Origin of the sequence: Desulfitobacterium metallireducens DSM 15288 (genome assembly GCF_000231405.2) — a bacterium.
Classification (GTDB): Bacteria; Bacillota; Desulfitobacteriia; order Desulfitobacteriales; family Desulfitobacteriaceae; genus Desulfitobacterium_A; species Desulfitobacterium_A metallireducens.
In genome coordinates this window covers 1,179,182-1,200,187 of the sequence record NZ_CP007032.1, presented here as the reverse complement: position 1 = coordinate 1,200,187, position 21,006 = coordinate 1,179,182, and the positions used below count along the sequence as shown (strand labels likewise).

The window sequence follows — 21,006 nt, the reverse complement described above, 5'->3', positions numbered from 1 at the left end:
TAGACGTACTCATGTTTATGCCAAACTGCGTTTTTTGAGGTATTCATCTAAACCGGAAACCGGGACTTCAATACGAATTGCATCCTTACCACGAAATTTACAAGCAAATTCACAGGCAAGGCATTCCGTTCCTAACCGTAGAACTTCATCATCGCTACGATGCGTAATAGAGGCTCTTCCCTGATCATCAATACCGAGCAGACCTCGAGCATATTTCTTGCAGGCATCTGCGCAAGCCTTGCTTTCGCACGAATCGCACTTGCTGGTATCGATTCTAATCAAACAACTTTTTTCTGCGAATTCCAGCACGGTATCTCCCTACTTTCCTTGAGCTTCTTTCTCAGCACGATACTCTTTACTCAAGAGTAATAGTCTTTCACCAACAAACTTCGTATCTGTTACATGTTCTTTACCATAGATTTCAATTCTTCTTCCTGGGCCGTTTACCGTCATAAGATCCGCTAAACCTGTGCGAAGAATCTCTAAGGACTCATCTTCTCGGTTACCACAAAGCAAGAGCACACAAGGTAAGCCCGGTTTTTGAGTCGGCAAAATTTCACGCAAGACTTTGACAATAGCGTGGGCATGATGCCATTGCTCTTGATTAGCCATCATGAAACCACCTAACAAATAGCCATCAATATTCGGCTGAGCAAGAACAGATTTAGCCACTCGGTAAATTTTCGAAGCCACAGGATTTCCGCTCGTGTCAGCATAGTTGGCTGGCTTTAGACCGACCTGATTCAAAGCATCCAGTCCCATCATGGCTGAACCGCCACCAATTGGGTGATAACCAATATAGCCCGGACTGACTTCATCATACCCCATGTTCATCAGAAAACCTGTACCTCTAGCATCTGTTTCTTCAATACTCCACCCGATATAATCCAATTCTGTCGGTACGCCAGGGAGATCACGAGCAATCTCAATTTCGAACTCTGGATGACGCCCTACTGCGCTATTATCAATTTCCATCTTGCAATCTGCACAAATAAGGTCGCCCTCAGCGGTCATAATAAACGGATTTATCTCTAACGTCTGACAATCATATTTTTGATAGGTCTTTGATAATTTTGTTAAAAGATTGGCAAACTTGCTTAATTCCTTAGCCGGAACACCGGCTTTAGCCAGTAAATCAACAGCATCATAGGTTTGTAATCCAAAAAGCGGGTCAACATTGAATTTAAAGATTTTCTCTTCAGGTACACTTTCAATGTCCATCCCCCCCTCTGTACTAAACATGAGCATTGGGGAACGAGCTTCTCTGGCTCCATTAACAACGAAAGAACAATAAAATTCTTTCTTAATATTTATTTTCTCTTCGACAAGCACCTGTTGAACAGGTAATCCTTTAACCGTTTTAGCAAGAATTTCTGCTGCCGCTTGAGCTGCTTCTTCTGGGGTGTTGACTAATTTTACGATACCTGCTTTACCTCGGCCACCTGCTTGAACTTGGCCTTTAACCGCTACAGGTCCACCAATCCATTCCGCCACTTCTTTTACTTCTTCTGGAGTGAACGCTGGTCGGCCTTTCGGTACTGGCATGCCTGCTTTTGCAAGCCATGCTTTTCCTTGATATTCTAAAAATCTAGCCATGCATGATCCCTTCCATAATGAAAATTTTAGGTAATCTGGAGATACTTCTTTTACTCAATTACACTTGGGAAAGAAGTTTCTCACCCCTTTCCTACTCTCAAGTTTATCCAACTGAGAGTAATTTATTTGGATTATGGAGGTTACACTCTGAAACTTAGTATTGTTAATGTTTCACTATTTAAAACCAAGTTTCATTTTGCTTGATAGGTTTATTATGAATCGAATTTCTGCATAAGTCAATATAATAATTAAAAGAATTTGATCAGAATCTGAATTAAATATTTTCTGAAAACTTGCGTTTGAGTTTGATTATACCAAAACACTGTTTTACATCTTAAAACATAATATTCTCTATCCAAGTTTAAAATCCTTCTTCAAATAATAATTTTTTCAATATTCAGGTTGTCTGCTGGTCTTACCTGGCGATTTACTATTTTTAGTGAGGAAGGCTGCTCATAACAAAAAAGGGGTTCAGCGAAAATAACATATCGCCGAAACCCTTGTCATATAATCTTATTAAATGGTGGAGGTAAGCGGGATCGAACCGCTGGCCTCTAGAGTGCGATTCTAGCGCTCTCCCAGCTGAGCTATACCCCCAACGCAGAATAGTATAACCGAATCTTGGAGAATACTCAAGTATTTTTCTTAATTATATTGAATCGAATTAAAGACGCCTTCCTAAAATGAATACGGAGGAACGTAAATGAACCATATTCAATATGATCGTGAAATTTTATTTGTCTATAAGTTTTATTTTTTTCTTCTCTTATGGAGTTTCTCCATAATCTTAGGAGGGCTAACACTTTGGAGATTTGGTGTTATTCCTGGACTATGTCTTTTTTCCATCTGTACCTTGCTTTCCTATCTTGCAATGATGAGAAAAAAAGATTTCCCCCCACCTGATAAAAAGCTTACAGCACAACGTATGGCCCGAGAAATCACTCAAAATACCAGCACTCTAGCTATCTCACGTTTTGCCAGCCAACTCTATTTTTATTTACATGAAACTGAACAGGCTATTCATCTACTTCAGAACTATTTACCATCACAGGACCCTTTGCTTTGTGCCACCCTTGCCGACATTCTTCTTCGGGAAAGTCGTCCTCGCCAAGCATTGTCAGTTCTTCGCGATAATCCTTATACACTTGCTGATCCTTTACTCCTTCTAATACAAGGCCATGTGCTACAGCATCTTGAACGCTATACAGAAGCTGTAAAAATTTACGAGCGGAGTCTGCGCCTATCACAGCAAACGGGATTTCCTCGTAATGGTGCATCTTGGTTCACTCAAATTCTCTTATCCTTAAGTTATAAAGCCAATTTACACCATTCTCTGGCGGATTGCTTCCTCCAGCTTAAGGATCATCAGCTAGCTAAAAAACATATATGGGCAGGTAATTTACGATTATTTGATCTCTCTCTCTGGAGGAAAATTAGCCTATCTCATAGCTATTCTTCAAAAAGCTACACAAAATCACATTAGTTCTCCATTCTTTTCTAGGTTTCACAAGTCTACTTCTTCCTTTTACAACACATTTCACAAATAGAATTGCATATAATAAAAACAAGCTAAATAATTACAGAATATATCAGCAAGTTTAAATATAACCGATTTGGATGGAGGAATGTTAAATGCTGTCATCTAATGAAGAGGTATTAAAGTTTATTCGCGAATTTGAAGATTCCTCTCGAGATTATCTCTTATCCCATGGAACAAGTGAACATGATTTGGGTAACGCTTACTTAGAACTACAGTGGCAGTTTCTCCAAACTATTTTAAAGACAAAGACAGCGTCACAGAGACGTCGTTCCGTTCAAGTGCTAAGAAAAAATACTCGCGCTACTATTGCATAAGGACTCAATTAAAATACGGTTTTACCTGGCGGTGTTAATTCACCGTCTTTTTTATTTACATCAATGAGTAACGCATTTTCATCGCAGTTCGGGAATTTGATACAATAAAGACATTCTTGCCAAACTTTTTGTGGCAATTCATCTTTATTCACACTCTGAAATCCTAAACGGGCAAAGAATTCCGGCTGATAAGTTAACGTAAAGGCTTTAGGTACACCAAGCTCTTTCGCTTCCTGCAGAAGGGACTCGACGATCATTCGCCCTAACCCCTTTCTCTGATAATTCTTATCAATAGCTAAAGCTCTTATCTCAGCCAAATCATCCCAAAGAATATGAAGTGAACCAACACCCTTAATCTCTCCATCATCCTCATAGACCTTAAATTCACGAATATGTTCACACAGCATGTGACGTGAACGCGCAAGCATTAAGCCTTCTTCTGCAAAACCATTGATTAACTTTTGGATTTGCTCCACATCTGTTAGTTTAGCTGTTCTAATTTCCATGACTATCACTCCTCCATGTCCTGTCGTATAATTATACATTAAATCGGTGTTTTATACCATTGCTGCTTTAAAACTTTCAATTAAAAATTGGGGTGCCATGACAAGCGGGCAAAGCGTTTTGTCCTTAAGCTACAAAGAGCTGTTGCACTGTGAACCGAGTGTTTCACATGTACAACAGCCCCTCGTTTAAAGACTCTAAAATTCTATCAGTGAAGCGTTGACTTGGCTACGACAGTTTATTTCATCCAATCCTTTCGTTTGCCAATGATCCGATAATGTCCAGATTTGAAATTGCTCTGGATTCTTTAGCCAAGATTGAAATAGGCGTAGGTCTTCTTCCATACTCGTTGTCGTTAACCAAATAATCCTCCCATCCCATAAAAGTTTAGAAGGTTTTAGCTTGCACGAGCAAAGCAGATCACTATTTTTCAAGACACTGCTTAAAAGGAGGGAATGGCTCGCAAAAGCCATGGGCTTGTCAAGAATCGGACAAACGACGCTTAACTGTCCATCTCCCTGAAAATAGTACCATTGCCCTAATTCATGAACCCAATTCTCACTCCGTTCTTTAGGTAGCCATGGCCATTCCCAAGGACTACCCCAGAGTGTGCTAATAATCCCGCTGCCATGATGTAAATAGTGAGAAAGGATTTCTTTAGGCTTAAGATCCCCTCTCTTTTCTTTTTCCTCCAAGTGGTCCAGAATACTTGTAATCACCTGACGGAATTCTAAGTTTAATACTCCCGAAACATCAACCCAGCCCGAACGTTGCCATTGTTTGTTGAGCGCTGAATCACGTTCCCACTTTGTTTTGGTCATGATTTCGAACTTTTTCCCTTTGCGCCGAATCTCAGCTATTTCGAGATTTCCCCACAAGAAGCTAATACTCAGGGATTTGATATCCACTCTGACTTGACGTTTAAGCAATTGATCAACATATGCTTTGACCACATCGAGCTGATATTGGGCTACAGGGTTAAGTTCCTGACGCCATCTGTTCCAATCAAGACGCTCTTCCCCTAGAGAAATATGAGTATTCTTTTGATTTGCATTTTCTGGTATAAGATAAAGGCTAGGTGTTAATTTCTCACGCCAATAAGCGGCGCGAGCATTCAAAACTCCTCCAAGCAATGTTAAAGTTTGTAGAAAAAAAAGAGAAAAATCAGGGGCAATAAAATAGATGACTGTCTTTGCCCCATTACTCAAACGGCTTCCCCACAACATTCCTGCAAGTAGAAAATCCTCTTCCTTTGGAATCTTTGAACTCGCAATAATTCCCACTCGTAGCGAAGTCTCTCCTCCTAAAAAATAATCAAACTGGTTTGGAAGTCGCCAGTCTTTTTTCTTGTCACTAGGGCACTCCTGAAAATTTCTTGCAATGAAGAAATCAGGATGAGCTTCCCAAACTGCTTGCCATTTCTCCACAATGATCCTCCCTTAGCTTTTGTCACATTACATATCTACGCATTAACGTCGTACAAAATGACACAAGCAGTGAGAAAAAGCGAGGAGGTTTGCCCGACGCTTTTTTAAACGCAAGTAATATGGAATTTTAAACTCGGAACCACCATCCACGTCTTAAGACAATTGAAACCAAATTTTCTCTTTCTGATCCAGAAGAGCGTTTTTGTGAAAAATAGGTACTATCAAGGGAATCTCCACAATCGTGACTTTATATTACATTTTTAGTATCTGGAGAACTTCCTTAATGGGTACAGCATAACGAATTCTCTTATCTCTGCCTTCCATGGTCTGCGCCTGAAAAAGTGCATTCCAAATACTTTCGGCTGAAGTTTCAACAACCGCTTGATAAAAGTCATCCATTTCCCAGTCAGAAATTTCATCTTCATATCCTAAACCTTGGGTACTCACCATTAGGCAGAATTCTCCACTGCCGATACGTGAGAGCCCTCCAGTACGCCCCAATCCTAAAAAAGCCTTTTCAGCAAGCCTTGTCAGTTGCCATCGTGATATAGGTGCATTCGTCATTCCAATAAGAATTAAAGAGCCAGGGCAATACCCTTCTGCTCCAACGGATAACAACTGGCCGATAGGTCTCCCGTTGATGAGCAAATCCTTCAGCAAACCAAAATTCGCCAAAGCAAGCATCCCTAAAACATAGTTTTTATCCTTTGCTCGCAGAAGGCGAGAAGAGCTTCCAATTCCCCCCTTAAGCTGAAATAAGGACATTCCTGTCCCTGCCCCAACATTACCCTGGGGAACACGCTCATTTTTCGCCCGCGTTAAGGCCAAAATGGCATCAGCAGGCTTAACATGCCGACCTTGAATATCATTCAAATACGAATCATCACACTCAAAAACGACAAGATTTGGAGTTCGGGCATCATTACCGATTTCAGGGTTTTGGTTTAAGAGATACGTTAATAAACCTTGAGCAACGTCACTTACGCTCAAAGTATTTGTCAAAAGGATTGGAGAGCTGAGAATTCCAGTTTCCTGAATAAAAGGGATTCCAACTGATTTGCCAAAACCGTTAAAAACAGAGATTCCTGCCCAACATGGGTTTCGATACAGATTCCCAGTGTGCGGGTGAATAGCAGTTACGCCAGTACGAACTGGACCTCTTCCGGGAATCAAAGCTCCCTCTCCTCTAATAATCGATACATTCCCGACCATCACACCAGGCACGTCACAAATATCATTCTGCCTGCCTGTAGGTAGTTCTCCCATCCATAATCCATAATCACGCGGTGTTCTGCGATTCATTAAAACCCCCCCTTAGTCACCTTATGAGATGACTAAGGGGGGTATAACTAGCTCCAATGATTTACTAATTTTTCAACATTTATTAATTTGCTTGTAAATGAAACAAGCATTAGGGCTAACGGGTACGCCCGCATTTGATCTTCAAAATGCCGTTCCAGAATATTAGTCCTGAAGAGCTCCGCCACCTCATCTTTAAGTACGGATGAAATTATTCCACGTTCTATTAGCGAATCAAGTTGATTCCTCAAATCTCCTGAGGGTTCTATTCCATTTTCATGAAGCATATGTGAAGTTATGTTCTGTAGGGCTTGCGCTATTCTAGGGATGAAGTCATTATAGCGTTCGCTACGTAAGAGATCACATGCTTCTTTTAATTGTTGAGATATTTCTTGAGGCAGATTGGACGCGTTTTGTAGCTTCTCCATCTTCTTTAAACAAGGACACGTAAATTCGGTAACAATTCTCATATCTCGCATCATCGCAGGTTCAACAGCACGCGGTTGGGATATGCTCGCCATGGCAGCTACCACTAGTTGTCGAACGTCCTCATCAGATGTCCCCCGATAAATCCAGCGCGTCCTCCCGAGTTTTCGGACAACCACTTCTTCAGATGACAATACTTTGAGATCAGGGCACGCTGGAACAGGGACTGAAAATTCAAGATACCAGCCTTTACGTCTTCGGCGGATTTTGAATATCTTATCTGTATTTTGATAAAAAGACACACCATCACGCACCGGACAACTTATCAATCTTGGGCCTACCCATTCCAGAATCTTTTCCAGTTGAGCCTCATACTCCATCAAACTTCCCCCTATGATTATCTCTATCTCTATCTCTAATAGAAGGTTCGAGTTATACTTCCGAAATCCTGCCCCTTAGTTTCTGAATTCTCAGAATTATAAAATTTATAAATTCGAAGTTTGATTTTGGCCATAAAAAAGGAAATGTATAGTTCACACTATACATCACTTAATCTCTATCTAAAAAAGAATACGAGAATAACACCAAGTCCGATAAAAAAACGATATCCCACGAAAATTTTAAAATTACTTGTTTTTAAATATCTGAGTAAAAACGAAATACTGAATAGCCCTACAATAAAAGCTGTAATTATCCCGATAGCAAAGGCCAGATTAATATCTGACGGTTGAAGATGACGAACACTGAGGAGACCTGCTCCCATGATAATAGGCGTGGACATTAAAAATGAGAATCGAGCAGCGTCTTCCCGTGTCAGGGAAAGCAGCCGTGCCGTTGTCATTGTACTTCCTGCTCTAGAAACACCGGGTATGATCGCCAGCGACTGTGATAAACCAATCAATATTGCATCCATCAAGGTCATCGTTTCCAACGTTCGTAATTGACGCGTATTATCTGCCCAATACAGGACTATGCCGAGTATGATAAGCATAATTCCTATTAAAAGAGGAGATCGAAAAACAGTAGCCGCTTTGTCCTCTAAAATAAATCCTATAAGCGCACCAGGAACTGTAGCAATAACCAAATACCAAAATAAACGTTTTTCGTTCGAAGGTTTGCGACTCAGTGCTCCTTTTAATAGACCTATCCAGTCCTTCCAAAAATAAAGAACAACCGCAAGAAGTGTCCCCATATGTAAAGCAACATCAAAGGCGAGCCCCATATCCTTCCATCCAAATAACCAGGGAATTAAAACGAGATGTGCAGAACTGGAAATAGGCAAAAACTCTCCTAAGCCTTGCACAATTCCTAATATTATGGCTTGAAAAATGGTCACTTTTTTAACCCTCCACAAATTTTTTACTTCATAAATATATCACAATCCAAAGAATGTAGAAATATTTTTTATGTTAGGCCTTCATTTTATGCTCGAACAGTCCCTCAAAAAAGAGGCTAATGGTTCTCTCCATTTCCTCTTTTAAATTTCCTTCCTGCGTAACATGCCAATGAATAAAATGCTGTAAGGCCATGCCTTCTAAGCTTTCTGCTAAAAAACACGGATCAAAGCGATCCGAAAGTTCCCCTCCCCGTTGTCCGAGCGTGATTACCCCCATTATTCCATAATGAAGTCCTTTATCTAGTTCTGCATAATCCCGCTGTTTAATGGTAACCCAGGCCATTTCTCGCTCATGAACCATAAAATCAGCCCAAGCTTCTAATAAGCTGGATAAACGTTCTCGAATGGTATTACTTTGGGAAAGTCGTCCTTTCAGGATTAAGTCTTGATAACGGCGACGCGAAAATTCTAAGGCAACTGCTTCCTTCGAGTCAAAATAATTATAGAACGTACCCTTACCGACATCCGCACGTTGAGTAATCTGTTCGATTGAGGTTGTTTCATAACCTTGAGTTTGAAAGAGGTAAAGGGCTGTGCTGTAAAGACGTTCATACGTTTCCTGCTTTTTTCGCTCGCGCCTGGAGATTTCAGCCATAGAAAAACCCCCTTTTCCAGTATATAGATATTAGACTCTGTTAAATAATTCGCCAGAATCCATATTTTTCCTTCTGGAAAAAAGGGTTTTTTATGCTAATTCGCTGTTCGTTTTCCTACGAAAATTCCAATATAGATCCACAAAATCATAGTGATAAAATCTACGCCAACATACCCGAGCTTCACTGTCTGTCCTCCAGCAAAAGCCAATCCATAGGTCAGGGAATTGAATAAAAATCCTGAAAGAAAAACATCCCGTAATCGACTGCGCTTACTAAAGTATCCTGCTAGAAACCCTGCCGGGTAAAATACAGCAAAGTTAAATACGATCTGTGACGCAACCGATAGATCGGTAAAATATCCACCCCAAAAAAGATAGAAGGCAAACATAAATAAACCGAAATACCAGGATTTTAGAGTTCGAACAGGCTCTTGAGAGGCACCTTGATTCAAAATCATTAACCTCCCTATTCTTAGAGACTATAGTTCGGTGATTCTTTAGTAATCGTTACATCATGGGGATGACTTTCTCTAAGTCCGGCTGCTGTCATCCGGATAAAACGACTATCCTTTCTTAACGCTTCAAGGTTTTTCGCTCCGCAGTAACCCATGCCAGCACGTAACCCGCCCAACATCTGATAAACCGTATCTGCTAAAGAACCTTTGTAAGGAACTCTCCCCTCAATTCCTTCAGGAACGAGTTTTTGATCTTTCTCCTGGAAGTAGCGATCACGGCTTCCAGCCTTCATCGCTGAAATCGAACCCATACCTCGATAAACTTTGAAACTACGGCCTTGATAAATTTCTGTATCACCAGGGCTTTCTTCCGTTCCAGCAAAGAGGCTACCGATCATCACGGTGTTGGCGCCTGCTGCTAAAGCCTTGACAATATCTCCCGAAAATTTAATTCCACCGTCACCAATGATCGGAATTCCATACTTACTTGCTTCCTCAGCACAATTCATAATGGCTGTAATTTGAGGTACCCCAATTCCAGCGATCACTCGTGTAGTGCAAATTGAACCCGGTCCAATTCCAACCTTGACCGCGTTTGCACCCGCCTCAATCAAAGCACGAGTTCCTTCTGCAGTCGCTACATTACCTGCAATGATTTGTAATTCTGGAAATGCATCGCGTAATTCTCTAACCTTTTTGAGCACTCCAAGAGAGTGACCATGTGCGGTATCAAGTACGACAACGTCCGCCCCTGCCTTATATAAAGCTTCAGTTCTCTCAAGCGTATCCGCAGTAACTCCAACGGCTGCCCCAACACGTAAACGACCTCTCTCATCTTTTGCTGAATTAGGGTATTGACGTGCTTTTTCTATATCCTTAATTGTGATCAGCCCTTTGAGATATCCTTCATCATCGATGATCGGTAGCTTTTCAATACGATGGTGGGCTAAAATATCTTTAGCATGATCTAAGGTTGTTCCCACAGGTGCTGTTACTAAATTATCTTTGGTCATGACGTCGCCAATCGTGCGATCGTAGTCTTTCTCAAAACGCAAATCACGATTGGTTAAAATTCCAACCAATTTTCCCGCAACCGTAATCGGCACGCCCGAAATCCGATATCGAGACATTAAATCTAGGCAATCCTGAATTTTATCCTCAGGATGTAAAAAAATAGGATCAGTAATAACCCCATGTTCAGAACGTTTCACCTTATCTACTTCCATGGCCTGTTGCACAATGCCCATATTCTTATGAATAATTCCAATACCGCCTTCACGAGCCATCGCAATCGCCATCCGTGAATCCGTAACCGTATCCATTCCTGCACTCATCAAAGGAATATTTAATTTAATTTTAGGGGTTAGATAAGTACTAACATCGACGTCACGCGGGAGCACTTCCGACTTCGCGGGAACAAGTAAGACATCATCAAACGTAAGTCCTTCACTAATAACTTTATCTGTGAACATATAGAACTCCTTTCAAATGTTTTCTAATTAGTATATCAGAATATCGACTAATATAGAAGTATTTTTTATAACACAGTGAAAAATGTAATACTAAGTCGAACCAATTCTCTATTAACTTCACACCCAAATAAATGTTATGATATATTGGACCCAAGGTGAACGAGGAGGTATGCAATGTTTTACCGTATTGAGCAATTTTATCATGGCTTATTTCCTCGGATTAGCTCCAAAGATCTTCAACTCGTTCATTCCTTTCTTTCTGGTGCACCCCTTTTTCTATTTGAATCTCAACCCCCTGCTGATCAACGTCATGCAATCGATGTAGCCCTAGATTTACTTCAAAATCAAGTTCACTTATCTTTTCCTCAAAAAAGGATCTTAATTCAAGCTGCACTTCTACACGATTGTGGCAAAACTCGCTATCCTTTGAAAATCTGGCAAAGAGTATACATTGTCTTGTGTGTTAAACTTCCTATTCCAGTTCAGAATCTTCTTGAAGGGCTCACAACATTCCAAGCGTTATCACTCCCGCTCATTTTAGCTCAGCAGCATCCTAAATGGGGAGCCATGCTCGCCTCCAAGGCAGGTCTGACAGAAGAGGTCATCGAGCTAATCCGTAATCATCATGCCCCCCATTCGGAAGCAGGAAAGTTACTCTACATAGCGGATAATCATCATTAAATCGATATGTAAACTAAAAAAGAGAAGGTCTAAACTTGCATTTAAGTTTAGACCTTCTCTTGACGTTCTTCAATTCGTTCCTGAAGCTCCATAATTTCGCGATTCTTAGAAAAAATCCATTTAGCAAACCGTGTATTATCCCGTTGTAACCGAACGTTCTCCTTCTCCAGCTTATGAACTAAAGTTACTTTTTCTCTTTCTACTTTTTCAAGCAAGTTCATCAAAACTCTCCGGCTCACTCTCAAATGCTCAACTCGTTGCTCCAATTCACCCACTCGAGACTTGGTCAATCGCAACTCTTCACGGAGATTCTTCAATTCTTCTTGGCACTCCAAGATTCACACCCCCGGCACTTTCCTACATTGTCTCCTTTATATTCTATGCCAGGGAAAAAAGATTTAATCCTTACGGCTCAAAAACTCTTGCACTCGCCTTACCGCTTCACGAAGTACGTCTTCTTCCTGAACTAAAGCAATCCTGACAAACCCCTCTCCATGTTCGCCAAAACCGACTCCTGGCACGACGATCACTCCCGCTTCACGCGCTAATTCAATAGCAAAGGTTAAAGAATCTTGTTTTGTCGGGACAGGCGCCCAAATAAACATGGAACCCTTCGGTATAGACATCTTCCAACCCGCTTCAGCACAACCTTGGATCCAGACATCTCTTCTCTTTTGATATGTTGCGCGAGTCTCTTCCACTTGAGGTTGATGCGTATTTAAGGCATAGGAGCCTGCTTTCAGAACGGGTCCAAATACGCCATAATCAATATTTGATTTAAGCTCACTCAAGGCTTCGATGATTTCTGCATTACCGACGACAAACCCTAACCGCGCTCCCGCAAAATTATAAGTTTTAGATAAAGAATGGAACTCCACCCCAACCGCCTTGGCCTCTTCTGATTGTAGAAAACTTATGGGGCGATAACCATCAAACGCAAGCTCTGAATAAGCTACGTCATGGCAAACGACAATATCATAAGTTTGTGCGAATTTGACAACTTGATTAAAGAATTCTAGCGAAGCAACTGCAGCTGTAGGATTGTTCGGATAATTCAAAATCATAAGCTTAGTTTTACGTGCAACCTCAGGATCAACATCATCCAATTTAGGCAAAAAATTATTTTCTTCTAACAAGGGTAACGACACTTTCTGTCCACCAGCAAGCACAAGGCCAGCGGTGTAGATTGGATAACCCGGATCGGGTATTAAAGCCATTTCTCCAGGATCAATTAACGCTAAGAAAATGTGAGCAAGTCCATCCTGAGAGCCCATTAAAGGAAGGACTTCAGTTTCCGAATCTAGTCTCACTCCAAAGCGTTGCTGATACCAGTTAGTACAGCTTTCCCTGAATTCCTTCGTTCCACGAGTTAACGTATACCCATATTGTGATCCATCCATTACAGCATCGCTCAATACTTTCCTCACGTCTAATGAAGGCGCTCTATCCGGACTACCAATACTTAAATTAATGAGATCTTTTCCTTGAGCTTGTAATTCAAGTTTAAGATTATCCATCTCTGTGAACACTGAAGCTCCTAAGCCTTGTAAACGCTGTGCTCTCATTCCTTTTCCTCCTACTCTTGTTTCTTATTAACTAATATTTTTACGTTTTGAGCTCTCGGCTAACTCACGAATTTGCTCGACGACCTCATAGGAAGTTCCCCATTCTCCCAGTTTAACCCCGGGCTTGCGTTCTTCCCCATGAAAATCAGAGCCTCCGGTCGTTATTAAATGATACTGCTTCGCTAAAGCTCGACAACGTCGTTCGTCCTCAGGGGTATGTTCAGAATGGCTTACTTCTATTCCCTGCAAGCCTGCTTTAATCCAAGGCGTAATAATATTTCCAAGTTGATGGATACCCGGATGAGCTAAGACGGCTACCCCGCCGGCTGTTCGAATAAGCTTAATTCCTTCCTCGGGAGTAAGCTTTAAACGGGGGACATAGGCTGGCGATCCTTTCCCAATATAAGAATCAAACGCTTCCTTAATCGTTTTAACATATCCTCGTTGAATAAGCACTTGCGCAACATGCGGACGACCAACAGACTCACCGTGAGCGACTGTTTTAATCTCTTCCTCTGTGATTTCAATTTTCAAATCATGTAAGCGACCTATGATTTTATATATCCTCTCACTCCTATCCTCACGAAGTTCTTGTAGCTTCGCTTGAAACTGCCCCGATTCTGGCGAAGGCTCATAACCGAGGATATGGACCTCAATCCCCTTCCATTCCGTATTCAATTCAACCCCGCGAAGGATTTCAACCCCGTACTTTTCTCCCGCGTTAAAGGCCTCACTCCATCCACTGATAGTATCATGATCCGTTATCCCTACAGCTTTTAAACCAAGCTCAGAAGCCGCTTGAATAAGCTCCCTTGGGGTAAACAAACCATCGGAAGATGTCGTATGGCAATGCAAATCTGCTTCTGGAAATCTTGAAGATTGTACTCGCATTCTATAAACCTCTTTTCACTAATCCAACCTATACCTCCTTATTTTATCACGTCTCCCAATAAACGCCTAAAATTCTTATTAAAGATTTGATCAATCTCTCCTTCATGAAAACCTGCCTGAAGCAAGGCTTCTGCTAGATTGGGATATTTTGAAGCATCTTCCAACCCTCGTGGAGCCTGCTCAATTCCGTCAAAGTCTGAGCCCAAACCAATCGTCTCGACCCCCGCTACCTCCGCTATATGCGCGATATGTTGGACGACATGAACTATACTGGCCTCACCCTGCTCGGTTAGAAAGCGCGAATAAAAATTAATCCCAACTAGGCCGTGATTGTGTGCAAGCGCTTTCAATTGATCGTCGGTCAAATTACGGGGGTGCGGGCAAAGCGCATGAGCACAGGAATGGGAAGCTACAATAGGGACATCAGTCAACTCCAGAACATGATAGAAACCCTCTTCATTGAGATGAGAGACATCAATCAGCATTCCTAATTCATTCATTCGTCGGATCACGTTTTGACCCAAAAGCGTCAAACGACTGTTCGTCTGTTCTCCTACTCCATCAGCAAGTGCATTCCGTTGATTCCAGGTTAACCCCAGAGCCCGTACTCCCAGTTCATAAATGATATCCAGCATAAAAAGACTTTCGCCAAGAATCTCCCCACCTTCAACACTGAGTAGAATTCCTAATTTATCAGAATTGGGAAGCTGACTCAGATCCTGTTGGTTACGAATCCAAAGAACACGGTCATAATTTTCGGCAATAAACCGTTGCGCAGCCTGAATCAATTCTAGGCCTCTTCGCGAAGAGGAATGCGGCTTAAATTCGCTTTCTATAAAGCAAGCCATTATTTGCAAGGCCATTCCCCCTGCCCGGGCTCGTTCTATGTCCCAATGTCCCCCTTCAGTTCCCACTCGAAGGGTTCTTTTCTCCCGAATAAAGTCTCCAATACTATCACAGTGTCCATCTATTACTAACGGTTTAAACAAAACTCATTCTCCTTTCTAATATCTAGCTACGGTTACCTTATTCTGCAGGGCGTGACCCCATGCATTGTAGGAAAGCCATTGGTTGGCATATACTATCCACTCAAATTATATTCTTTTAAGAAAAGAAAGCACCTGCATGCCGTAGCAAACAGGTGCTTTTTCTTTTTTCCTCATTCACGAGATTAACGAGGCTCAACAATGAGCTTAATTGCTGTTCTCTCTTCTCCGTCAATTTGAATGTCCGTGAAAGCAGGAATACAAATAAGATCTACTCCGCTTGGAGCCACGAATCCTCTTGCAATAGCCACTGCTTTAACGGCTTGATTCAGTGCTCCCGCACCTATGGCTTGTAATTCTGCACCGCCTCTTTCACGGAGTACACCAGCCAGAGCTCCTGCTACAGAATTTGGGCTCGACTTAGCTGAGACTTTTAAAACATCCATGTACGACAACCTCCTGTTCACTTCCGCTGACATGTATTTCCACCACACTGATAAAGTATTCTCGACAGAAGAAAGAATTCCTCTTTTTATTACGTGATTTTTCAGATTTTTTAAACATGGATAAAAATGTATTTACAGGAGGTTAATATTACAATATCAATTTTCTTTACTCTTTTACATCAGCTGTTTTTTGAATTGGTGTAATATGGAGAGCTTTTCCAGTACGATCATCTACGTTAATCACAACTGCGTTGATTTGAATGGGTCCTGATGCTGCTTCGAATTTAACGGGCATTTGCGTTAGAAAACGATTGATGATCAGTTCTTTCTTCACTCCTAAAACTGAATCGCGTGGTCCAGTCATACCAACATCCGTGATATAGGCTGTGCCATTATTCAGAATTCGAGCATCTGCTGTCTGCACATGCGTATGCGTACCTAGAACAGCGGTTACTTTACCATCCAGGAACCATCCCAAAGCAATTTTTTCAGAAGTGGCTTCAGCATGAATATCTACGATAATGATTGAAGTTTCCTTAGCCAGTTCATTAATCCAACGGATGCTCATACTAAAAGGATCATCCAAAGGTGGAAGATAAACCCGTCCCGAAAGGTTAAGAACACCAACCTTTTGTCCTTCGACGCGAATAAAACCATACCCCTTACCAGGAGCACCAATAGGATAGTTAGCTGGGCGAATGAGTCGAGGTTCTTCATCAATAAAACTTGTAATACTACGTTGATCCCAAACATGATTACCCATCGTTAGAAAATCGATACCTTCAGCGAATAATTCATTAGCAATTACCCGAGTTATTCCCTTTCCTCCAGCTGAGTTTTCAGCGTTAGCAATCGTCACATCAACACTATACTCTTTTTTCAAATCCTTAAGAAAATACCGGATCGCATTACGGCCCGGATTTCCAAAAATATCACCAATAAATAAGATATTCAAATGGGTCACCTTCTCTTTTCAATCCTAAATTTATAACTGTATTGTACTCGATTTACTCACGCTCTAAACCATCGGTTTATAAAACTAAACTCTAGTTTTTATAAACGAAAACCCGGCCTTCATCTCGTACAGCGATAAAATTCTTATCGAGTTCATTGTTTTGAAGATGTTCTAGAACTTGAGCTATAACCTCTTCCTGGAAAAGAAGTTCATCCTCCTGTAATTCAACTTCCTCATATAACAATTCATTCGAGGGACTTCCTTTAACTAAGTCAACGATAAGTCCTACTTCAGTTTGATTCATACTCTCTACATCACGAGTTACAGTTAAGCGATAAAAATCTTCCTCTTGTTGACCCTCCACTTGACAAATCTTCATCGATCTTAATTCTAATTGGTGGAAGACTTCCAAAGCATCAAGCAGATTTTGTGGCAAACCAGCTATGTTAATTGAGTCATATAGCAAAAACTGAAATTTTAGCGCATGTTGTTCTCGTAAATAACGGACAGAGCAAACTTCCGGATAACGTAACAAAATAGAAATGAGCAATCCTACCCCATCTTGTACCTGTCCGCCGTCCTTATATTTGAAGTTAAAGCCCCTCATATTTTCAATCCTCTCTTTAAAGCCACATTTATTAAAGTTTTATTAGCCATAAAAGATATAATTCGTCATATTCTCCTAAAGTCCTGCTCAGAAGATAACTCGACGAATTACTTATATTTCCATTGATAAACTATTGATATTTTTTTCGTCACAAAAAGGAGAAAATTTAAAGCAGGCGAATTTTCATCGCCTGCTCAAATCTAAAGTTTAAATATTAACGAGCTAAGACTTTATTTTGCAAAATCAACAGCACGTGTCTCCCGAATAACTACCACTTTAATCTGTCCAGGATATTCGAGTTCATCTTCGATTCGTTTGCTAATTTCATGAGCTACGCGTGGAGCTAAAATGTCATCAACTTTATCCGGCTTTACAATAATTCTAATTTCTCGGCCAGCCTGGATAGCATACGATTTTTCGACTCCTTCAAAAGTATCCGCAATCTCTTCTAATTTCTGCAAACGTTTGATGTAAGACTCCAATGTTTCACGACGAGCTCCAGGTCGTGCAGCCGATACGGCATCTGCTGCAGATACCAAAACCGCTACTATTGTCTTAGCTTCAACATCACCATGATGGGCTTCAATTGCATGAATAACCTCAGTAGATTCTTTATACTTCTTCGCAAGGTCTACACCAATTTGAACATGCGTTCCTTCAGTATCATGGTCGACAGCTTTCCCAATGTCATGCAATAATCCAGCGCGCTTAGCGAGTTGGACATCGACGCCAAGTTCTGCCGCCATCAAACCTGCTAGATGAGAAACTTCGATGGAATGCTTGAGGACATTTTGACCATAACTCGTTCTGAATTTCAATCGGCCTAAAAGTTTTATAATCTCAGGATGGAGACCATGCACGCCTGTATCAAAGGTCGCTTGTTCTCCCTCTTCACGGATTTTCTGTTCCACTTCTTTTTGGGCCTTTTCAACCATTTCTTCAATACGTGCAGGATGGATCCGACCATCTGCAATCAGTTTTTCTAAAGCGATACGTGCAACTTCTCGACGAATAGGATCAAATCCCGAAAGAATTACGGCCTCCGGCGTATCATCAATGATCAGATCAATACCGGTCAAGGTCTCAAGAGTCCGTATATTACGACCCTCACGCCCGATAATTCTCCCTTTCATCTCATCACTCGGTAGCGCTACAACTGAAACCGTAGTTTCGGCAACATGATCTGCCGCACAACGTTGAATAGCTAACGAGATAATATTCTTTGCCCGTTTTTCCGCTTCTTCTTTAGCCCGAGTTTCAATCTCTTTAATCATAATTGCGGATTCATACTGGACTTCTACTTCTACACTGTGTAAGAGGATTTGCTTCGCTTCTTCTGTTGAAAGACCAGAAACACGTTCTAATTCTTCCTTTTGCTTCGCTACGGTTGCAGTTAAATTTTCGCGAAGTTTTTCAGTTTCTTCCTCTTTACGATGTAAGTTTTCTTCCTTTCGTTCAAGAGTCTCCATTTTACGATCAAGAGTCTCTTCTTTTTGCGTAACCCTTCGTTCTAAACGTTGAACCTCTGAACGCCTTTCACGAACTTCTTTTTCAGCATCATTACGAATTTGCATGACCTCTTCTTTAGCAGCGACAACTGACTCACGTTTCTTTGCTTCAGCCGCTGTTTGGGCGTTATCCAGGATACGTTTTGCTTCTTCTTCAGCAGAACCGATTACTTTTTCAGACGCATTTTTGCGAATGATCCACCCTACAAAGCCACCTATGCCAAGTGCTAAAATGACCAGCACTCCAGATACTATAATAGTAACCTCCAAGTGGATTTCACCTCCCTTATCCTTGTACTTAATCAATAAAATAATTCAAATAAAAATAAAAAAACTGGATCACACCAGTTTCTATAAAATACCTTTATGAAAAGACAAATCAAAAGAATTTGTCTTAAAAATCCTACAAACCCAAACGCGCTAGCTTAAAAAGCTCCCTATTTTATACTAACAACGATGAAATCTATAAGAAAACCATAAAGGTGAATTTACGGAAACAGGCTTCTTAATTGAGTTTAATATCTTTTCAAAAAATTGTCAAGAATATCCTTGATTCAGCGGTTTTCAGCGACTATATGAATCATCAAGATGGTTTAATTCCATCTCGATGATTCATATAGCGCTTGGCGAATAATCTCCTGAGGATATCCTTTTTGCATCAATTTTTGTCCTATTTTTTGTTTAAGAAAAGGTTCTCGTGGAATATGCATATAGGTCTTCTTATATTGATATGAACTTTCCCACCGTCTACCTTCTTCAGACCACATTTTTTTTGCCAAATCAATACATTGGGTTAATTCTTGTTCAGGCTCATATATTTCTTCCAATACCTCATCAATAAGCTCTACAGCAATGCCACGCTTTATTAGTTCCTGCTTAACCCGTTTGAGAGAATAGCTCACTAATTTAGTTTGAGCGAAAGAAACCGCTAATGCTCTGTCATTTACATAACCCCATCCTTTGACTCTTACCATGGCCTCCGCTATTTCTGTTTCAGAATAGCCTTTCTTTTCAAGCCTAGTCTCAAGTTCATAGTAAGTTAAAGCTCGTCTACTCAGATAGGTTAGAGCAGAATCGAGTGCGCTTTTTAAATCGTTAACCTTATTCTTCATCACCAAGTCCAGGTTCTGGAGTATCATCAGTAGAAGGCACATTGGCGAGGTCGATATTTCCTCGAATTTGTTGTTCGATCTCTCTTTCAATCTCTGGATGTTGTTTTATATATTCCTTCGCATTTTCTCTACCTTGACCCAACCGTTCCCCATTATAGGAGTACCAAGCACCAGATTTGTTGATAATATCCATATCTGTACCGACGTCAATTATGCACCCTTCACGAGAAATTCCTTCGCCGTACATAATATCAAATTCTGCCGTTTTAAATGGAGGTGCCACTTTATTCTTAACAACCTTAACCTTTGTACGATTACCAATCATTTCTTGTCCCTGTTTCAGGGTTTCTGTCCGCCGCACATCCAGCCGAATCGTAGCATAGAACTTTAGTGCCCGACCGCCAGTCGTCGTTTCCGGATTACCAAACATAATTCCTACTTTTTCGCGAAGTTGATTAATAAAAATTACTGACGCATGGCTTTTGCTAATGACACCCGTTAATTTACGTAAAGCCTGTGACATTAAGCGAGCATGTAATCCCACGTGGGAGTCTCCCATCTCGCCTTCAATTTCAGCCCGAGGTACCAGTGCAGCCACGGAATCAATAACTACAACATCGACCGCTCCGCTCCGAACTAAGGCTTCACAAATTTCTAATCCCTGTTCTCCCGTATCAGGCTGGGAAATGAGTAAATTATCAATATCGACGCCAATCGACTTCGCATAGACAGGATCTAGGGCATGTTCAGCATCGATAAATGCCGCTGTCCCCCCCATTTTCTGTGACTCAGCAACAATATGCAAAGCTACTGTCGTTTTTCCTGAGGACTCTGGTCCATAAATTTCAATCATTCTTCCCCGGGGTATTCCTCCCACGCCCAAGGCTATATCCAAGGATAAGGCACCCGTCGGGATAACATCAACTACCATCTTCGCAGAAGCTTCTCCCAGTCTCATGATGGAACCCTTCCCAAACTGCTTTTCAATCTGGCTTAATGCCACATCTAAAGCCTTTAGCTTGTCCGTCCCTGCCATCAATTTTCCTCCCTTTAACTCAAAAATCAGTTTACAAACGTCAAAAACAAAACATTTGTTCGATTTAATTATACTTTATCCTTCAACCATGTCAATCACTTTTATGGGATAATACAATCTCTGACAAAATGCAATAGGAAACAACAATATATAAAAAAACTCCCAGAGTAGTCGTCAATATTTTACTACTCTGGG

At 41.1% G+C, this 21,006-nt stretch carries 23 protein-coding genes and 1 tRNA gene; 3 read left to right on the top strand and 21 right to left on the bottom strand.

Features of this window, described 5'->3' with window-relative positions; translation table 11 throughout:
- Positions 1–15 precede the first annotated feature (15 nt).
- From DESME_RS05820 to DESME_RS05810, 3 genes are all read right to left on the bottom strand, one after another.
- A complete protein-coding gene (locus DESME_RS05820) occupies positions 16–309 on the bottom strand; it encodes a hypothetical protein (RefSeq protein WP_006715661.1) in 294 nt (97 codons plus the stop codon).
- Positions 310–318: 9 nt separating this feature from the next.
- Positions 319–1,596, bottom strand: a complete 1,278-nt coding sequence (locus DESME_RS05815; RefSeq protein ID WP_006715662.1) for an ATP-grasp domain-containing protein — start codon at positions 1,594–1,596, stop codon at positions 319–321.
- 521 nt (positions 1,597–2,117) lie between these two features.
- Positions 2,118–2,193, bottom strand: a tRNA-Ala gene (locus DESME_RS05810).
- Positions 2,194–2,299: 106 nt separating this feature from the next.
- On the opposite strand from DESME_RS05810, the gene DESME_RS05805 reads away from it, so the two are divergent.
- Both DESME_RS05805 and DESME_RS05800 read left to right on the top strand, forming a co-directional pair.
- Entirely contained in the window at positions 2,300–3,079 is a 780-nt protein-coding gene (locus DESME_RS05805) for a tetratricopeptide repeat protein (RefSeq protein WP_006715663.1), read from the top strand.
- Between the two features lie 149 nt (positions 3,080–3,228).
- Positions 3,229–3,450 (top strand): hypothetical protein, encoded by a 222-nt coding sequence (locus tag DESME_RS05800; RefSeq protein WP_006715664.1) that lies wholly within the window; start codon positions 3,229–3,231, stop codon positions 3,448–3,450.
- Positions 3,451–3,458: 8 nt separating this feature from the next.
- Here DESME_RS05800 and DESME_RS05795 read toward each other — a convergent pair whose 3' ends face one another.
- The 8 genes from DESME_RS05795 to guaB all read right to left on the bottom strand — a co-directional run bounded on the left by DESME_RS05795 (position 3,459) and on the right by guaB (position 11,024).
- Positions 3,459–3,956 (bottom strand): N-acetyltransferase, encoded by a 498-nt coding sequence (locus DESME_RS05795; protein WP_006715665.1) that lies wholly within the window; start codon positions 3,954–3,956, stop codon positions 3,459–3,461.
- A 195-nt stretch (positions 3,957–4,151) separates the two neighbouring features.
- Positions 4,152–5,381, bottom strand: coding sequence for a hypothetical protein (locus tag DESME_RS05790; RefSeq protein ID WP_006715666.1), 1,230 nt, complete (start codon positions 5,379–5,381; stop codon positions 4,152–4,154).
- Positions 5,382–5,633: 252 nt separating this feature from the next.
- Positions 5,634–6,683 carry a DmpA family aminopeptidase gene (locus DESME_RS05785; protein WP_006715667.1) on the bottom strand — a complete coding sequence of 350 codons (1,050 nt, stop codon included), beginning with the start codon at positions 6,681–6,683 and terminating at the stop codon, positions 5,634–5,636.
- Positions 6,684–6,730: 47 nt separating this feature from the next.
- Positions 6,731–7,486 carry a hypothetical protein gene (locus DESME_RS05780; protein WP_006715668.1) on the bottom strand — a complete coding sequence of 252 codons (756 nt, stop codon included), beginning with the start codon at positions 7,484–7,486 and terminating at the stop codon, positions 6,731–6,733.
- A gap of 176 nt (positions 7,487–7,662) precedes the next feature.
- Positions 7,663–8,442: an undecaprenyl-diphosphatase UppP gene (gene uppP, locus DESME_RS05775; RefSeq protein ID WP_006715669.1), complete on the bottom strand. Its 780-nt coding sequence runs from the start codon at positions 8,440–8,442 to the stop codon at positions 7,663–7,665.
- A gap of 73 nt (positions 8,443–8,515) precedes the next feature.
- On the bottom strand, positions 8,516–9,097 hold the full coding sequence (locus tag DESME_RS05770) for a TetR/AcrR family transcriptional regulator (RefSeq protein ID WP_006715670.1): 582 nt from the start codon (positions 9,095–9,097) through the stop codon (positions 8,516–8,518).
- Between the two features lie 95 nt (positions 9,098–9,192).
- A complete protein-coding gene (locus DESME_RS05765; protein ID WP_006715671.1) occupies positions 9,193–9,549 on the bottom strand; it encodes a hypothetical protein in 357 nt (118 codons plus the stop codon).
- 20 nt (positions 9,550–9,569) lie between these two features.
- The gene (gene guaB, locus DESME_RS05760) at positions 9,570–11,024 is read right to left on the bottom strand and encodes an IMP dehydrogenase (RefSeq protein WP_006715672.1); all 1,455 of its coding nucleotides are present in this window, start codon (positions 11,022–11,024) and stop codon (positions 9,570–9,572) included.
- A gap of 174 nt (positions 11,025–11,198) precedes the next feature.
- Here guaB and DESME_RS05755 point away from each other — a divergent pair, with 174 nt between their 5' ends.
- Positions 11,199–11,705: an HD domain-containing protein gene (locus DESME_RS05755; RefSeq protein ID WP_006715673.1), complete on the top strand. Its 507-nt coding sequence runs from the start codon at positions 11,199–11,201 to the stop codon at positions 11,703–11,705.
- A gap of 47 nt (positions 11,706–11,752) precedes the next feature.
- Here DESME_RS05755 and DESME_RS05750 read toward each other — a convergent pair whose 3' ends face one another.
- The 10 genes from DESME_RS05750 to recA form a co-directional block, all read right to left on the bottom strand.
- Complete coding sequence (locus DESME_RS05750; RefSeq protein ID WP_006715674.1) at positions 11,753–12,040, bottom strand: hypothetical protein; 288 nt, start codon at positions 12,038–12,040, stop codon at positions 11,753–11,755.
- A gap of 63 nt (positions 12,041–12,103) precedes the next feature.
- Positions 12,104–13,270, bottom strand: coding sequence for an aminotransferase class I/II-fold pyridoxal phosphate-dependent enzyme (locus DESME_RS05745; RefSeq protein ID WP_006715675.1), 1,167 nt, complete (start codon positions 13,268–13,270; stop codon positions 12,104–12,106).
- A 27-nt stretch (positions 13,271–13,297) separates the two neighbouring features.
- Positions 13,298–14,161: a PHP domain-containing protein gene (locus DESME_RS05740; RefSeq protein WP_006715676.1), complete on the bottom strand. Its 864-nt coding sequence runs from the start codon at positions 14,159–14,161 to the stop codon at positions 13,298–13,300.
- A gap of 38 nt (positions 14,162–14,199) precedes the next feature.
- The gene (locus DESME_RS05735; protein WP_006715677.1) at positions 14,200–15,150 is read right to left on the bottom strand and encodes a dipeptidase; all 951 of its coding nucleotides are present in this window, start codon (positions 15,148–15,150) and stop codon (positions 14,200–14,202) included.
- Between the two features lie 182 nt (positions 15,151–15,332).
- Positions 15,333–15,593 (bottom strand): stage V sporulation protein SpoVS, encoded by a 261-nt coding sequence (gene spoVS, locus DESME_RS05730; protein WP_006715678.1) that lies wholly within the window; start codon positions 15,591–15,593, stop codon positions 15,333–15,335.
- Positions 15,594–15,759: 166 nt separating this feature from the next.
- Positions 15,760–16,548, bottom strand: a complete 789-nt coding sequence (locus DESME_RS05725) for a TIGR00282 family metallophosphoesterase (protein WP_006715679.1) — start codon at positions 16,546–16,548, stop codon at positions 15,760–15,762.
- 91 nt (positions 16,549–16,639) lie between these two features.
- Complete coding sequence (locus DESME_RS05720) at positions 16,640–17,155, bottom strand: hypothetical protein (RefSeq protein ID WP_006715680.1); 516 nt, start codon at positions 17,153–17,155, stop codon at positions 16,640–16,642.
- Positions 17,156–17,385: 230 nt separating this feature from the next.
- Entirely contained in the window at positions 17,386–18,933 is a 1,548-nt protein-coding gene (gene rny, locus DESME_RS05715) for a ribonuclease Y (RefSeq protein WP_006715681.1), read from the bottom strand.
- A 323-nt stretch (positions 18,934–19,256) separates the two neighbouring features.
- Positions 19,257–19,802 (bottom strand): regulatory protein RecX, encoded by a 546-nt coding sequence (locus DESME_RS05710; RefSeq protein ID WP_242837423.1) that lies wholly within the window; start codon positions 19,800–19,802, stop codon positions 19,257–19,259.
- The gene (recA, locus tag DESME_RS05705) at positions 19,765–20,811 is read right to left on the bottom strand and encodes a recombinase RecA (RefSeq protein ID WP_006715683.1); all 1,047 of its coding nucleotides are present in this window, start codon (positions 20,809–20,811) and stop codon (positions 19,765–19,767) included. Before recA ends, DESME_RS05710 begins: the two co-directional genes overlap by 38 nt.
- Positions 20,812–21,006: the final 195 nt, after the last annotated feature.